Source organism: Terrabacter sp. Ter38, from assembly GCF_024519435.1.
Lineage (GTDB): Bacteria > Actinomycetota > Actinomycetes > Actinomycetales > Dermatophilaceae > Terrabacter.
On the sequence record NZ_JALJRZ010000008.1, the window covers coordinates 1 to 15,485 of the forward strand.

At 72.2% G+C, this 15,485-nt stretch carries 13 protein-coding genes; all 13 read right to left on the bottom strand.

Annotation, left to right across the window (positions count from 1 at the left end; all coding sequences use genetic code 11):
- Positions 1–429: 429 nt before the first annotated feature.
- The gene (gene tyrS / locus NR112_RS15945; RefSeq protein ID WP_256795298.1) at positions 430–1,689 is read right to left on the bottom strand and encodes a tyrosine--tRNA ligase; all 1,260 of its coding nucleotides are present in this window, start codon (positions 1,687–1,689) and stop codon (positions 430–432) included.
- A gap of 371 nt (positions 1,690–2,060) precedes the next feature.
- The gene (locus tag NR112_RS15950; protein WP_256795299.1) at positions 2,061–2,699 is read right to left on the bottom strand and encodes a DNA-3-methyladenine glycosylase; all 639 of its coding nucleotides are present in this window, start codon (positions 2,697–2,699) and stop codon (positions 2,061–2,063) included.
- Positions 2,700–2,721: 22 nt separating this feature from the next.
- Positions 2,722–4,212 carry an argininosuccinate lyase gene (gene argH, locus NR112_RS15955; RefSeq protein ID WP_256795300.1) on the bottom strand — a complete coding sequence of 497 codons (1,491 nt, stop codon included), beginning with the start codon at positions 4,210–4,212 and terminating at the stop codon, positions 2,722–2,724.
- A 55-nt stretch (positions 4,213–4,267) separates the two neighbouring features.
- Positions 4,268–4,753 carry an arginine repressor gene (argR, locus tag NR112_RS15960; RefSeq protein ID WP_256795301.1) on the bottom strand — a complete coding sequence of 162 codons (486 nt, stop codon included), beginning with the start codon at positions 4,751–4,753 and terminating at the stop codon, positions 4,268–4,270.
- A complete protein-coding gene (locus NR112_RS15965) occupies positions 4,750–5,943 on the bottom strand; it encodes an acetylornithine transaminase (protein WP_256795302.1) in 1,194 nt (397 codons plus the stop codon). Before NR112_RS15965 ends, argR begins: the two co-directional genes overlap by 4 nt.
- Positions 5,940–6,944, bottom strand: a complete 1,005-nt coding sequence (gene argB / locus NR112_RS15970) for an acetylglutamate kinase (RefSeq protein ID WP_256795303.1) — start codon at positions 6,942–6,944, stop codon at positions 5,940–5,942. The genes NR112_RS15965 and argB overlap by 4 nt, the downstream gene beginning before the upstream one ends.
- Positions 6,941–8,104 (bottom strand): bifunctional glutamate N-acetyltransferase/amino-acid acetyltransferase ArgJ, encoded by a 1,164-nt coding sequence (argJ, locus tag NR112_RS15975; protein WP_256795304.1) that lies wholly within the window; start codon positions 8,102–8,104, stop codon positions 6,941–6,943. Before argJ ends, argB begins: the two co-directional genes overlap by 4 nt.
- Entirely contained in the window at positions 8,101–9,144 is a 1,044-nt protein-coding gene (gene argC / locus NR112_RS15980) for an N-acetyl-gamma-glutamyl-phosphate reductase (protein WP_256795305.1), read from the bottom strand. Before argC ends, argJ begins: the two co-directional genes overlap by 4 nt.
- Before the next feature lie 45 nt (positions 9,145–9,189).
- Positions 9,190–11,748 carry a phenylalanine--tRNA ligase subunit beta gene (gene pheT / locus NR112_RS15985; protein ID WP_256795306.1) on the bottom strand — a complete coding sequence of 853 codons (2,559 nt, stop codon included), beginning with the start codon at positions 11,746–11,748 and terminating at the stop codon, positions 9,190–9,192.
- 1 nt (position 11,749) lies between these two features.
- Positions 11,750–12,859, bottom strand: a complete 1,110-nt coding sequence (gene pheS, locus NR112_RS15990) for a phenylalanine--tRNA ligase subunit alpha (protein WP_256795470.1) — start codon at positions 12,857–12,859, stop codon at positions 11,750–11,752.
- A gap of 109 nt (positions 12,860–12,968) precedes the next feature.
- Positions 12,969–14,096, bottom strand: a complete 1,128-nt coding sequence (locus tag NR112_RS15995) for an ATP-binding protein (RefSeq protein WP_256795307.1) — start codon at positions 14,094–14,096, stop codon at positions 12,969–12,971.
- A 38-nt stretch (positions 14,097–14,134) separates the two neighbouring features.
- On the bottom strand, positions 14,135–14,938 hold the full coding sequence (locus NR112_RS16000; protein WP_256795308.1) for an RNA methyltransferase: 804 nt from the start codon (positions 14,936–14,938) through the stop codon (positions 14,135–14,137).
- A gap of 49 nt (positions 14,939–14,987) precedes the next feature.
- Positions 14,988–15,389: a 50S ribosomal protein L20 gene (rplT, locus tag NR112_RS16005; protein WP_020144696.1), complete on the bottom strand. Its 402-nt coding sequence runs from the start codon at positions 15,387–15,389 to the stop codon at positions 14,988–14,990.
- Positions 15,390–15,485: the final 96 nt, after the last annotated feature.

Here is a 15,485-nt window from a genome sequence, read left to right on the forward strand (position 1 = left end):
CCATCAACCACCTCAACGAGGAGACCTCCGGGGCAACCCTTCAAACTTACCCGCCACACCCCACCGAGTCAAACCCGCGAACCGTCCTCCAGGACGACCGGATCCGACCCGCTTGGTGTCAGCGGTCCTGCTCTCCGAAGCTACCCGATCAGGTCGAGCACTTCAGACGTTCGGTCACCCCCGGGGCCGGCCTGCTTCGCGTCGCGATGACTCGCTCGGCGGTGGTGTCCGGTGCTCCCTGTCGGGCTGACGAAGAGAACAGTAACCCGGCCCTCCGGAGAAACACAAATCCGCTGGCCCACGGGTGTCCGCTCCATGACGAAGGGGCGGATCACGTTGTCGCCCAATGGGATCCGCCCCGCCACGCACGTGCGGACACGTCGTTCGAGCCGAGCTCGAGCACCGCCCGGCCCCGACCCGCGCAGGGTCTCAGGTGCGTCGCGCCGCCGCCAGGTTGCGGCGACCCCGCTTGATGACGGCGACGCTGCCGTGCAGGAAGTCGCCCTCACCCAGGACCCGCTCCGGGTCGGTCAGCTTGACGTTGTTGAGCGAGGCTCCGCCGTCACCGATCGCCCGCCGCGCCGCGTTGCGCGAGTCGACGAGCCCGACCGCCACGAGGGCGTCGACGACCGACGTCCCCACGGACACGGTAGCGCCGGGCAGCTCGGCCGTGGCGTCCCTCAGGGTCGACGCGTCCAGACCGGTCAGGTCGCCCTTGCCGAAGAGTGCCTCGGAGGCCGCCTGGACCGAGGCCGTGGCGTCGGCTCCGTGGACGAGCGTCGTGACGTCCGCGGCGAGTGCCTTCTGCGCCGCACGGCGGAACGGCTCCTGCGCCACCTGCCGCTCGAGCTCGGTGATCTCGTCGCGGGACCGGTCCGACAGCGCCTTGAGCATGCTGATGACCGATGCGTCCTCGACGTTGAGGAAGTACTGGTAGAAGACGTAGGGGCTCGTCATGTCGGCGCTCAGCCACACCGCGTTGCCCTCCGACTTGCCGAACTTGCGGCCCGTCGAGTCGACGAGCAACGGCGTCGCGAGGGCGTGCACCGACGTGCCCTCGACCCGGTGGACCAGGTCGACGCCGGCCGTGATGTTGCCCCACTGGTCGCTGCCACCGATCTGGAGGGTGCAGCCTCGGCTCCGGTACAGCTCGAGGTAGTCGAGCGCCTGGAGCATCTGGTAGCTGAACTCCGTGTAGGAGATCCCCTGGTCGCTCTCGAGCCGGCGCGCCACCGCCTCCTTGCGGATCATCTGGTTGACGCGGAAGTGCCGCCCGACGTCGCGCAGGAAGTCGAGGGCGCTCATCGGCGCCGTCCAGTCGAGGTTGTTGACGAGCACCGCGGCGTTCTCGCCCTCGAAGTCGAGCAGCGGCCCGACGAGCTGCTGGATCCGGCTCACCGCGGACGCGATGGTGTCCTTGTCCTGCAGCACGCGCTCCGCGTCGGGCTTCGGGTCACCGATGAGTCCTGTGGACCCGCCGACGAGACAGATGACGTGGTGCCCGGCAACCTGCATCCGTCGCATGACCGAGAGCTGGACGAAGTTGCCGAAGTGCAACGACGGCGCGCTCGGGTCGAAGCCGCAATACAGCGTGAGGGGCCCCTCCGCGAGTGCTTCGCGCAGCGCCGCCTCGTCGGTGGTCTGTGCCACCAGGCCGCGCCACTGCAGCTCGTCGAAGATATCCGTCACGGGTATCGGTGTCCTCTCGTCCCGATGGGCTCCCTGCCCACCGGCACACAGCCTGCCGTATGCCGCCGCACCCCGGCCACCGAGTACCACCGGGTCCCGCACGGCAAGTGTCACGAGCGGTGGCCGGCGACCTCCGGACGGTACGGCGAGACGGTCGTCGCTCCGCGTCGATCCAGTAGCGCCACGGGTGGGATCTGCCGTCGCCACCGGAGCCGCTCACGCCCACAGGTCGCCGGGCGCGCACGACCGTCCCGTCCGGCATACGCCTCCGTCTCGGTGACGCGCACCGTGACCCCGCCGTACGTGCGGCCGGAGCAGGTCGGCGGCCACGTCGAGAACCGGCCTCGCGAAGAACCACCTCGACACGGGCCTCACCCTCGTCGGCGCCGGACGACGCCCGGCCGGTAGGTCGAGACGTTCGGGTCACCGTCGACCCAGAAGCGCCACGGGTAGACCGTGCCGTCACCACCCGGGCCGCTGACGCCGACGCGGGGGCCGACGCCGACGCGCTCCGGAGGAGTCGGCTCACCCTCGGACACGACGAGGTCGATCGGCTCCCCCACCGGGGGTCGGCAGAAGTCGAGGCCGGTGTGCTCCTTCGTCATCGCGAGCGCCTGCCCGAGCCGGCCCGGACCACGTGCCCAGTCGCGCTCGCGCACCGGCCCTCGCCGGGACCGGACGAGGTCATGGCCGGCGACGACCTCACCGGCCCGCACGAGCACGGCCGATGCCGCTCCCTGCTCGCCGACGACGAGGTTGACGCACCAGTGGTGGCCGTAGGTGAAGTACACGTAGGTGAACCCGGGTGGTCCGAACATCGGCTGCGTGCGCGGCGTCTCACCGCGATAGGCGTGCGACCCGGGGTCGAGTGCGCCGGCATACGCCTCGAGCTCGGTCAGGCGCAGCACGACGCCGCCGAACGCCAGGTGCCGCCCGAGCAGGTCGGGCGCGACCTCGACGGACGGCCTGGCGAAGAACGAACGCGGCAGGCGGGTGTCCTCGGGGCTCACCGACGACACGCTAACGGCAGGGTCAGACGGTCGCCCACGTCCACGTCCGGGCCTCGGCGAGACGCTCGCGCGCGAGCACCAGCTGCTCGGTGACCCGGACCGGCGCGGTCCCGCCCAGAGCGTCCCGCGAAGCCAGGGAACCCTCGACCGAGAGGACCGACCGCACGTCGGGCGTCAGGTGCTCGCTGATCCGGGCGAAGTCCTCGTCGGTGAGGTCCCACAGCTCGATGCCGCGCGGCTCGCACTCGCGGACGCACGCGCCGGCCACCTCGTGAGCGACGCGGAACGGGACGCCCTGGCGCACGAGCCACTCGGCGATGTCGGTGGCCAGGGCGAAACCCTGCGGCGCGAGGGACCCGAGGCGCTCGGTGTCGAAGACGAGGGTGTCGACCATGCCCGAGAACGCGGGGAGCAGGACCTCGAGCGTGTCGACGGCGTCGAAGACCGGCTCCTTGTCCTCCTGGAGGTCACGGTTGTAGGCGAGCGGCAGCGCCTTGAGGGTCGTCAGCAGCCCGGCGAGGTCGCCCACGAGACGGCCGGCCTTGCCGCGCGCCAGCTCGGCCACGTCGGGGTTCTTCTTCTGCGGCATGATGCTCGACCCCGTCGAGTACGAGTCGTGCAGCGTGACGAAGGAGAACTCCTTCGTCGCCCAGATGACGACCTCCTCGGCGATCCGGGAGATGTCGACAGCGGTCATCGCGGAGACGAAGGAGAACTCGGCCACGAAGTCGCGCGAGGCGGTGCCGTCGATGGAGTTCTCGACGGCGTGGGCGAAACCGAGGTCGTGAGCCACGGCCTCGGGGTCCAGACCGAGCGAGGACCCGGCGAGGGCGCCGGACCCGTAGGGCGAGGCGTTCGCGCGGACGTCCCAGTCGCGCAGCCGGTCGACGTCGCGCAGCAGCGCCCAGGCGTGGGCCAGGAGGTGGTGCGACAGGAGGACCGGCTGGGCGTGCTGCAGGTGCGTGCGCCCCGGCATGGCGACGCCGAGGTGGCGGTCGGCCTGCGACACGAGGGCGTCGACGACGTCGAGGACGAGGCCTCCGACGACGCGAGCGTGCTCACGCAGGTACATCCGGAAGAGCGTGGCCACCTGGTCGTTGCGGGACCGGCCGGCGCGCAGCCGCCCGCCGACGTCGGTGCCGACGCGCTCGATGAGGCCGCGCTCGAGCGCCGTGTGGACGTCCTCGTCGTCCTCCGCGGGCGTGAAGGCGCCCGACACGACGTCGGCCTCGAGCCGGTCCAGACCGTCGAGCATCGCCCGGAGGTGCTCGTCGGAGAGCAGCCCGGCAGAAAAGAGCACCCGGGCGTGGGCGCGGGACCCGGCGATGTCGTGCGGCGCGAGCCGCCAGTCGAAGTGGGTGCTCTTGGACAACGCGGCCAGGGCCTGGTCGGGACCGCCGGCGAAACGCCCGCCCCACAGGCTCACGCGTTCGGCCGGCGCGGTCGCGGAGCCCGGCGCACCCTCCACCCCCTCGGGACCGTCGGTGGAGCTCGGGTGGGTGGGCTCGGTCATCGCGGGGTTCTCCTCGTGGGTGGGGTGCGTCAGGCGTCGGCAGCTGCCGTGGGTCTCAGTCTCGCGTGCCGGCGAGGGCCTGTAGCCGTTCGGCCACGGCGCTCGCTCGCTCGGCGCTGCCGGTGACGAGCAGGATGGTGTCGTCGCCGGCGATCGTGCCGACCACCTCGGGGTCGCGGGTCTGGTCGATGGCCGACGCGAGGTAGTTGGCCGCGCCCGGAGGGGTGCGCAGCACGACGAGGTTGACGGCCGCCGCGGCCGACACGAGCAGCTCCTCGCACGTGCGGCGAAGGCGCGCCGAGGCGGGGTCACCGATGGACCCGACGGCAGCCACCTCACCTCCCTCCCCGGGGACGGCATACGCGAGGGCGCGACCGCGCCTCACCTTGACGGCGCCGAGCTCGACGAGGTCACGGGAGAGCGTCGCTTGCGTCACCTCGGTGCCCTCGGCGGCGAGGAGGTCGGACAGCTCGCCCTGGCTGTGCACCTCGTGGGCGCCGAGCAGAGCGGCGATGCGGCGCTGGCGCTGGGTCCGACTCACGGCGTCGACTCCCCCGCCGCTCGAGCGGCCTCGAGGATCGCCGGCAGGGCGTCGAGGAAGCTCTGGAGCTCGTCAGCCGAGATGACGAGCGGCGGCGCCAGGCGCAGCGCGGTCGGAGTCACGGCGTTGACGATGAAGCCCGCGTCGCGGGCGGCGGCCATGACGGCCGGAGCAGGTATGCCGTCCAGCTCGATCGCCCGCAGCAGGCCGCGTCCGCGCGTGCCGCTCACGCCCTCGATCTCGACGTCGTCCAGCAGCGCGGCGACGTCGCGGACGTGGTCGAGCAGGTGGTCGCGCTCGATCGTGTCGAGGACGGCGAGGCCCGCCGCGCACGCGAGCGGGTTGCCGCCGAAGGTCGTGCCGTGCTGGCCCGCGGAGAGCAGGGCGGTGACGTCGGGACCGAAGGTGACGAGCGCGCCGATCGGCACGCCACCGCCGAGGCCCTTGGCCAGCGTCATGGCGTCCGGGACGATGCCTGACTGCTGGTGAGCGAACCAGCCGCCGGTGCGGCCGATGCCGGTCTGGATCTCGTCGACGACGAGGAGTGCACCGTGGGCCGAGGTCGCCTCGCGGGCGAGGCGGAGGTAGTCGGACGACAGCTCGCGGACGCCTGCCTCGCCCTGGAGCGGCTCGACGAAGACCGCTGCCGTCGTGTCGTCGACGGCCGCACGCAGGGCGTCACCGTCGTTCGGCGGGACGAACACGACCTCGGGGATCAGCGGCTCGAAGGGCTCGCGGTAGGCGGCCTTGTGGGTCAGGGCCAGCGCCCCGGTGGACCGGCCGTGAAAGGACCCCTCGAGCGCGACCATCCGGGTCCGACCCGTGCGCCGGGACAGCTTGATCGCGGCCTCGGTGGCCTCGGTGCCGGAGTTGGCGAAGAAGACGCCGGAGCCCTCGGGCGCCGCTGCGACCCCGAGGATGCGCTCGGCGAGCGCGATCGCCGGCTCGGACGTGAAGAAGTTCGACACGTGGATGGCCGACTCGGCCTGCTTCGTCACCGCCTGCACGAGCGCCGGGTGGCCGTGGCCGAGGGCGTTGACGGCGATGCCGGACAGCAGGTCGAGGTAGCGCTTGCCGTCGACGTCGGTCACCCAGCAGCCGTGCCCGGAGGCGAGGACGAGCTGGGGCGTGCCGAAGACCTGGACCATCGAGCCGGCGTAGCGGCCGAGCAGGTCGCTCCCCGCAGTCATGAGTCCTCCTCGGTCGCGGGCGGTCCGGGTGTGCGCGGTGGCGTCGGCTCGGAGCCGGTGATGTCGGGCAGGACCATGGTGCCGATCCCTTCGTCGGTGAAGATCTCGAGCAGGATCGAGTGCGGCTTGCGGCCGTCGACGACGTGGGTCTGGGGCACGCCGCCCTCGACCGCACGGATGCAGGCCTCGAGCTTGGGCACCATGCCGTGGTCGACGCGCGAGAGCAGCTCCCGGGCCGCGCTGACCGTGATGGTCGAGAGCAGCGACCCCCGGTCGGGCCAGTCGGCGTAGATGCCCTCGACGTCGGTCAGGACGACGAGCTTCTCGGCCCCGAGAGCGATCGCGATCGCCGCAGCGGCGGTGTCGGCGTTGACGTTGAGCACCTGCCCCTCGACGTCGAGGTCGGGGGCCACGGTGGAGACCACGGGCACGCGGCCGGCGTCGAGGATGTCGATGATGGCGGACGGGTTGACGCTCTCGACGTCGCCGACGAGGCCCAGGTCGACCTCCTCGCCGTCGACGACCGTGCCGCGGCGCCGCGCGCCGAGCAGGGCCGCGTCCTCGCCGGACAGGCCCACCGCGATGGGACCGTGCTGGTTGAGCAGGCCGACGAGCTCGCGCCCGACCTGACCGGTCAGCACCATCCGCACGACGTCCATGACCTCGGGCGTCGTGACGCGCAGGCCTCCCCTGAACTCGCTCTCGAGCCCGACCCGCTCGAGCATCGCCTTGATCTGGGGGCCGCCGCCGTGCACGACGACGGGGCGCAGGCCGGCGTACCGGAGGAACGCGACGTCCTCGGCGAAGGCGGCCTTGAGATCGTCGTCGACCATGGCGTTGCCGCCGTACTTGACGACGACGAGCGCCCCGCGGAACCGCTCGAGCCAGGGCAGGGCCTCGACGAGCGTGGCGGCCTTGCCCGCGGCGACGCGGATGGCCGCCGCGTCGATGAGGCCCCGGAGGTCAGCGGGCTGTTCCGGGCGGGTGCTCGTGGTGCTCATGTGCTGTAGGCCGAGTTCTCGTGGACGTAGTCGTGGGTCAGGTCGTTCGTCCAGATCGTCGCGGTCTCGGGGCCTGCGTGCAGGTCGACGAGGACGTGGACCTCACGCGGGGCGAGGTCGACGAGGGTGCGATCCTCCCCGACGCCACCGCCGCGGCACACCTGGACGCCGTTCATCGACACGTCGAGAGTCGCCGGGTCGAAGGCGGCCTGCGTCGTGCCGACGGCCGCGAGCACACGGCCCCAGTTGGGGTCGTTGCCGAAGATCGCGCACTTGAAGAGGTTGTTGCGGGCCACCGACCGCCCCACCTCGAGGGCGTCGGCGACGCTCGCCGCGCCGACGACCTCGATGGCGATGTCGTGCGCCGCGCCCTCGGCGTCGGCGATGAGCTGGCGGGCGAGGTCCGAGCAGACGGCCCCGAGGCCCTCGGTCAGCTCGTCCCGCTCCACGGCGGTGCCGGAGGCCCCCGATGCGAGGACGACGACGGTGTCGTTGGTCGACATGCACGCGTCGGAGTCGATGCGGTCGAAAGAGACGGACGTCGCGGCCCGCAGGGCGGCGTCGAGGTCTCCCTGGTCGACGACGGCATCGGTCGTCACGACGACGAGCATCGTCGCCAGCGCCGGGGCGAGCATGCCGGCGCCCTTGGCCATGCCGGACACCGACCAGCCGGCGCCCCGGTGCGTCGACACCTTGTGCACCGTGTCGGTCGTCTTGATGGCGACGGCGGCCGCCTCGTGGCCCTCCGTGGACAGGGCGCTGGCGGCGGCCTCGACACCGCCGAGGACCTTGTCCATCGGGAGCAGCTCGCCGATGAGGCCCGTCGAGCAGACGACGACGTCGCCCGCCGAGACACCGAGCACCTCCGCCACGTGCTCGGCCGTGCGGTGGGTGTCGAGGAAGCCCGGGGCGCCGGTGCAGGCGTTGGCGCCCCCGGAGTTGAGGACGACGGCGTCGACCCGGCCGTCGGCGACGACCTGGCGCGACCACGTGACCGGCGCGGCCTCGACGCGGTTGGTCGTGAAGACGGCCGCCGCGTGGCGGTCCGGACCGTCGTTGACGACGAGGGCGAGGTCGGGGGTGCCGCTCGCCTTGAGGCCCGCGGTGACGCCGGCCGCGCGGAAGCCCGCGGGCAGGTGGACGGGCGGGGGGCCACTCACGGGGCGACTCCTGCGATCGGGAGGCCCAGGGTCTCCTCGAGACCCAGGGCGAGGTTGGCGCACTGCACGGCGGCGCCGGCAGTGCCCTTGGTGAGGTTGTCGATGGCCGACACCACGACGACACGGCCGAGCCGCTCGTCGACGGTCACCTGCAGCTGCACGTGGTTGCTGCCCACGACCGAGGCCGTGGCGGGCCAGGCGCCCTCGGGCAGGAGGTGGACGAAGGGCTCGTCGGCGTAGGCCGTCTCCCAGGCCGCGCGCACGGACGACGCATCGGTGCCGGGCCGCAGCCGTGCCGTGCACGTCGCGAGGATGCCGCGTGGCATCGGTGCCAGGGTCGGCGTGAAGGAGACCGTGACGGGCTCGCCCGCTGCCCGGGAGAGGTTCTGCTCGATCTCCGGCGTGTGCCGGTGGCCGCCTCCGACGCCGTACGGGGTCATCGAACCCATCACCTCGCTGCCGAGCAGGTGGGGCTTGAGCGACTTGCCGGCACCGGACGTCCCGGAGGCGGCCACGACGACGACGTCCTCGGGGTCGAGGAGCCCGGCCGCGAAGCCGGGCGCCAGCGCGAGCGAGATGCCCGTCGGGTAGCAGCCCGGCACGGCGATGCGGCGCGCGCCGGCGAGCCGTTCGCGTTGCACGGAGCCCGCCGGTCCGGGGAGCTCCGGGAGACCGTACGGCCACGAGCCGGCATACGCCGTGTCGTAGAAGGTGGTCCACGCCGACTCGGACTCGAGCCGGAAGTCGGCCCCGCAGTCGATGACGACGACCGAGTCGGGAAGCTCCGCGGCCAGCGCGCCCGAGTGACCGTGCGGCAGCGCGAGGAAGACGACGTCGTGGCCGGAGAGCGTCTCGAGGCTGGTCGCCTCGAGCACGCGGTCCGCGAGGGGGACCAGGTGCGGGTGGACGCCCCCGAGTCGTTCACCCGCACTGCTGGCCGCCGTGACGGCGCCGACCTCGAACTGCGGGTGGGCGAGCAGCAGCCGGAGGATCTCTCCTCCGGCGTAGCCGCTCGCCCCCGCCACTGCTGCCCTGATCACGATGCATGACTATACACGCTCATGCATATTCGTGCATGCAGGCTCTCAACGCTGGACGGCTCCCGTGGCTGCGGCTGCCGCCGCGACGGCCGCGTCGCGGAAGTCGTTGACCTCGTCGGTCGTCAGCGTGCGGTCGGGTGCCCGGAAGGTGAGGCGGTAGGCCAGCGAACGGTGCCCGGCCTCGATGCGCTCACCCTCGTAGACGTCGAACAGCGTGACCGACTCGAGTGACTCCCCCGCGCCGGAGCGCAGGGCCGTCTCGACATCGGCAGCAGCGACGTCGACCCCGACGAGCAGCGCGATGTCGGTCATCGCCGGCGGGAACGTCGAGAACGGCCGCGCCTGGACGGGCTCGGAGCTGGCGGCGACGAGCACGTCGACATCGAACTCGGCGGCCACCGTGCGCGCCGGCAGCTCGAGGGCGGCGACCACCTTGGGGTGCAGCTCGCCCGCGTGACCCACGAGCGTGCCGTCGGCGAGCGTGATCCGGGCGCAGCGGCCAGGGTGCCACGGGGCGTGACCGGGGTCGTTGGCGACTGACACCGGCACGGCGAGCGCGGCGGCGACCGTCTGCACGGCGGCGACCATGTCGCTCCAGTCCGCGGCTCGGCCGGGACCCCACCAGCCGGCCTGCTCCGCCTGTCCGGTCGCGAGGATGCCCGCGCGACGGGGCTGGGCGGGGACGGCGGCATACAGCTGCTCGAGCGTCTCGGCATCCGGTCGCGCAGCGACTCCCGGGATCGGTGCGGTGCCGATGGCACCGCCCGGGCGGAAGACGAGACCGAGCTCGTAGATCGCGACGTCCTTGCGCCCGCGGGCGACGTTGCGTCGCAGCGTGTCGACGAGGCTCGCGAGGACCGAGGTGCGCAGCAGCGGCCGCTCCTCCGACAGCGGGTTGGCCAGTCGGACGGCGTGACGACGGTCGTCGTCTGCCGGCAGCATCAGCTGGTCGGCGAGCTCCTCGGAGACGAAGGGATAGCTGAGGACCTCGGTGAGCCCGGCACCCGCGAGCGCGTCGGCGACCACCCGGCGCGCCTTCTGCGCGTGGGTCAGGCCGCGGCCGTCGCTCGGAGTCGGCGTGATCGACGGGATGTTGTTGTAGCCGTCGATCCGAGCGACCTCCTCGGCGTAGTCGGGCGCGTCGACGAGGTCGGGGCGCCACGACGGCGGGGTCACGAGGACGTGGGTGTCGTCGGTGCCCTCGCCGGACTCCTCGACCACACAGCCGAGGTCGCGCAGGATGCCGACGACCCGCTCGCGCGGGTAGTCGACACCCACGATGCGCGCCGGCTCCGTGACGTCGAGACGGTATGCCGTCCGCTCGCTCCTGCGATCGACGTCGGTGACGGCGTCGTCGACGGTGCCGCCCCCGTGCTCGACGAGCAGGTCGACGGCGAGCTGGGCGGCGGCCGCGGTCACCTTCGGGTCGACGCCGCGCTCGAAGCGCTTGGACGCCTCGGTGATGAGGCGGTGCCGGCGCGATGAGCGCGCCACGGTCGTCGGGTCGAAGTGTGCCGCCTCGATGAGCACGTCTGTCGTCGTGTCGGACACCTCGGAGGAGGCCCCACCCATGACGCCGGCGATGGCGAGCGGCTGCTCGCCACCGTCGGTGATGAGCAGGTCGTCGGTGTGCAGGGTGCGCTCGACGTCGTCGAGGGTCGTCAGCATCTCGCCCGCGCGAGCCCGGCGCACGACCACCGAGCCGGAGAGCCGGTCGACGTCGAAGGCGTGGAGCGGCTGGCCGACCGCCAGCATGACGTAGTTGGTGACGTCGACGGCGAGCGAGATGGGACGCATGCCCATCTGGGTCAGGCGCTTGCTCATCCAGGGCGGCGACGGCCGGGTCGGGTCGATGCCGCGCACGATCCGGGCGACGTAACGGTCGCACCCGTCGTTGCCGTCGATGGGCGAGTCGTCCTTGAGCTCGACCGCGTAGCCGCCTGCGGTGGCGGCCGGCGTCGCGACGTCGGCCGGGTCGCGGTAGCCGCCCTCGGGGCTGCCCTGCGCGTGCCAGTACTCCCGGGCGAGGCCACGCACCGAGAAGCAGTAGCCGCGGTCGGGCGTCACGTTCGTCTCGACGGTCTCGTCAGCGAGCCCGAGGAGGGTGATCGCGTCGTCGCCGGGGCTCAGGGTCGCCGCGCGCTCCTCGCCCAGCAGCCGGCTGAGCACGATGATGCCCTCGTGGTCGTGTCCCAGACCGATCTCGTCCTCGGCGCAGATCATCCCGTTGGAGACGTGGCCGTACGTCTTGCGCGCGGCGATCGCGAAGCCCCCGGGCAGCACGGCACCGGGCAGCACGCAGACCACGAGGTCGCCGACCTCGAAGTTGTGGGCACCGCAGACGATCTCCTGGTGCTTGCCCTCGGTCAGCATCTGGCCGTTCTGGCCGACGTCGACGGTGCACCAGCGGATCGTCTTGCCGTTCTTCTGCGGCTCGAGCTCGAAGGACAGGACCCGGCCGACGACGAGCGGACCGGTGATGTCGCCGCCGTGGAGGTCCTCCTCCTCGAGACCCACGCGGACGAGGCTGGCGGCCACGTCGGCACCCCGGGCCCCGGGCGCGAGGTCGGTGTACTCCGCGAGCCAGCTCAGTGGCATACGCATGTCAGACCCCCATCCCGAACTGCTGCGAGAAGCGGACGTCGCCCTCGACGATGTCGTGCATCCCCTGGACCCCGTGGCGCAGCTGGAGCGCCCGCTCGATGCCGAGCCCGAAGGCGAAGCCGGAGTACACGTCCGGGTCGATGCCGCAGGTGCGCAGCACCTTGCGGTTGACCATGCCGGAGCCGCCCAGCTCGATCCAGCCTGAGCCGCCGCAGGTGCGGCACGGCTCCGCACTGCCCCAGGTCTCCTCGCCGTGGCAGGCGAAGCAGAGGAAGTCGGTCTCCATGCTCGGCTCGGTGAACGGGAAGTAGTTGGCGCGGACGCGAGTGCGCGTCTCTTCGCCGAACATGATGCGCACGAACGCGTCGAGCGCGCCGCGCAGGTGGGCCATCGTCAGGCCCTTGTCGATGGCGAGGCACTCGATCTGGTGGAAGACCGGGGTGTGCGTGGCGTCGAGGTCGTCGGTGCGGAAGACCTTGCCGGGCGCCACGACGTAGATCGGCGGCTCCTGCTCGAGCATCGTGCGGATCTGGACCGGTGACGTCTGGGTCCGCAGCACGAGACCCGAGTCGACGGGGTCGAGGAAGAAGGTGTCCTGCATCTGCCGGGCAGGATGGTCGGGCCCGAGGTTGAGCGCGTCGAAGTTGAGCCACTCGCTCTCGAGCTCGGGGCCTTCGGCGACCTCCCATCCCATGCCGACGAAGGCGTCGACGAGTCGCTGGGCGACGAGCTCGATGGGGTGTCGCGCGCCGGTCGGGCGGCGCAGGGCCGGGACGGTGACGTCGACGCGCTCCTCCACGAGGATGCGCTCGTCGCGCTCGGCCTCGAGCTCGGCCTGTCGGACGGTCAGCGCCTGGCCGACGCGGCCTCGGGCCTGCCCGACGCGCTTGCCCGCCTCTGCCTTGGCGCTCGGCGGCAGGGCGCCGATCTCGCGGTTGGCGAGCGCCAGCGGGCTCTTCTCACCCTGGTGCGCGATGCGGGCGGCCTTGAGGTCGTCGAGCGACGTGGCTGCTGCGATGGCCGCGACGGCGTCCTCCACCGCTGCGTCGAGATTCGCCGGGTCGAGCGCGGAGACCTCGACCGGGTCGTAGTTCGTGTTGGGTCCGGACATCGGCGTGCGTTCGCTGCTCTCGCTCGGGTTCACGGGTGGCTGTTCGTGCGGGTGCCCAGTCTAGGGGCGGCGTCGAACCGGTTTGCCGCGCCATCCGCGCAGCGGAGGGTCAGCTGCCGACGACGTCGGGCAGGCCGGCCGGCAGCGTCACGACGAAGCGCGCGCCGCCGGCGTCGTTGTCGCCGACGAGCACGGAGCCGCCGTGGGCCTCGACGAGGCCCCGCACGACGTAGAGTCCGAGGCCCGTGCTCGCGTTGGAGGGGCCGTGCCAGAAGCGCCCGAAGATCTTCTCGCGGTCGGACGGGGGTATGCCGTCCCCCTCGTCGTCGACCTCGACGACCACCGACTCCGGCGCCTCGCCGAGGGCGCCGCCGCGATCGAGGGTCACCGTGACCTTGCCGGCCCCGTGCAGCAGCCCGTTCTCGATGAGGTTGAAGAAGATCTGCTCGAGACGGTCGGTGTCGGCCCACATCTCCGGCAGTCCGTCCGTGAGGGCGGCCTTCCCCAGCCCGAGCTGGACGACTCCGGACGACCGACCGAGCTCGTAGCGCACGACGTGGGTCGTGAGCAGGGCATGCAGGTCGACGGGCCCGCGGCGCAGGTTGAGGCTGTCGGAGTCGAGCCGCGAGATGTCGAGCAGCTCGGTGATGAGGCGGGTCAGGCGGGTGGCGTCGGCCTCGATCGTCTCGATCATGAGGCGCTTCTGCTCGTCGGTGAACCGGTCCCACCGGCGCAGCAGGCTGCTCGTGAAGCCGGTCACCGACGTCAGCGGCGCCCGCAGCTCGTGCGCCACGGTCGACAGGACGGTCGCCTGGTCCCGCTCGGCTCGCTGGCGGGCCTCGGCGTCACGCAGGCCGAGCATGACCCGCTCGACCGTGCCGCCCGGTCGGGTCCGCACGTAGCGCGCGGTGACGAGGACGTCCTGGCCCCGGGGCGCGACGAGCAGCTTCTCGCGGTGGCCGTCGCGGCTGGCGAGGCCGTCCCACGGGTCGGTGTGGGCCCACCAGTTCCGGCCGTACTTGTCGGTGAACGGGAGCCCCGCCTCGAGCGTGCGGCCGACGAGGTCGGCACGGTCGCAGTCGAGGATGCGCAACGCCTCGGCGTTGGCGAACCGGATGCGCTGGTCGGCTCCGACGACGACGAGCCCGTCGGGGAGCAGCTCGCCCATCATCGCGACGGGAGCCATCTCGGCCGCCGAGCCGGGCAGCCGAGCGCCGTTCCCGTCGACGGAGGTCATGGCCCGAGGATAGTCACGCAGACACCGGACGGGCCCGGTCAGCGGCGCGTGCGGCGTGCCTCGGCCGAGGCGTAGAGACAGATCGTCGCGGCCATGGCGAGGTTGAGCGACTCCGCGTGCCCGTGGATGGGGACGCGGACGACGTCGTCGCAGGCGTCGCGCACGGCCTGCGGCAGCCCCCAGGCCTCGTTGCCCATGACCCAGGCGTGGGCCCCGGAGAGGTCGGCGTCGTGGAGCAGCGTCGTGCCCGCGCCGTCCGCCGCGAGCAGCCTGACCCCGCGCTCGCGCAGGGCCGCGAGGATGTCGGGGACGGACGCGCCGAGGCTGAGCGGCAGGTGCCACAGGGACCCGACGGTCGAGCGGACGACCTTGCTGTTGTAGACGTCGACGCTGGCGTCGCTGACGATGACCGCGTCGGCACCGGCCGCGTCGGCGCCTCGGATGACGGTGCCGGCGTTGCCGGGGTCGCGGACGTTCGTCAACACGCACACGAGCGCGTCGGGCGGCAGGGCCGCGAGGAGGGTGTCCAGCGGCACGTCGAGGACACGGCACACCGCGGCGATCCCCTGCGGCGACTCCGTGTCGCACATCGCTGCGAGCACCTCGGAGGTCACCTCGTGCACCCAGAGCTCGGCGGACCGGGCGGCCTCGACGATGGCTGGATGCCGGTCGGCCGCCTCCGGCGTCACGTAGACGTCGCGGACGAGCTCGGGACGGAAGGCGACCGCCTCACGGACCGCCTGGGGTCCCTCGGCGAGGAACCCGCCCGTGCGGGAACGCACCGAGCGCCGGGACAGCGCCCGCACCGCCTTGACCCGATCCGATCGGGGGTTGGTCAGCACGGGGGTGTCCCGACGCTCGAGATGCTGGTGTGACGTCGGACGACGTCGCTCAGGCGGCGTCGCCGGCGACCTTCGCCTCGGCTGCATTGACAGCGGCCGGGACGTTGGCGCGGGAGAGCTCCACGAGCGCGGCGAAGGCCGGGGCGTCGTTGACGGCGAGGTCCGCGAGGATCTTGCGGTCGACCTCGACACCGGCGGCCTTGAGGCCCTGCATGAACCGGTTGTACGTCATGCCGTTGGCGCGAGCCGCGGCGTTGATGCGCTGGATCCAGAGGCGACGGAAGTCACCCTTCTTCGCGCGACGGTCACGGTAGGCGTAACCCAGCGAGTGGGTGACCTGCTCCTTGGCCTTGCGGTAGAGGCGCGACCGCTGACCGCGGTAGCCGCTGGCGCGCTCGAGAACGACTCGACGCTTCTTCTGGGCGTTGACCGCCCGCTTCACGCGTGCCACGTGAATACTCCTTCTCTGCTTGACGCAGTGCTTGCTGCTGCTGGCTTACCGGAGACCCGGCTGCTCAGCGAATCGCTGATGGGTGGGGGTCCCGGC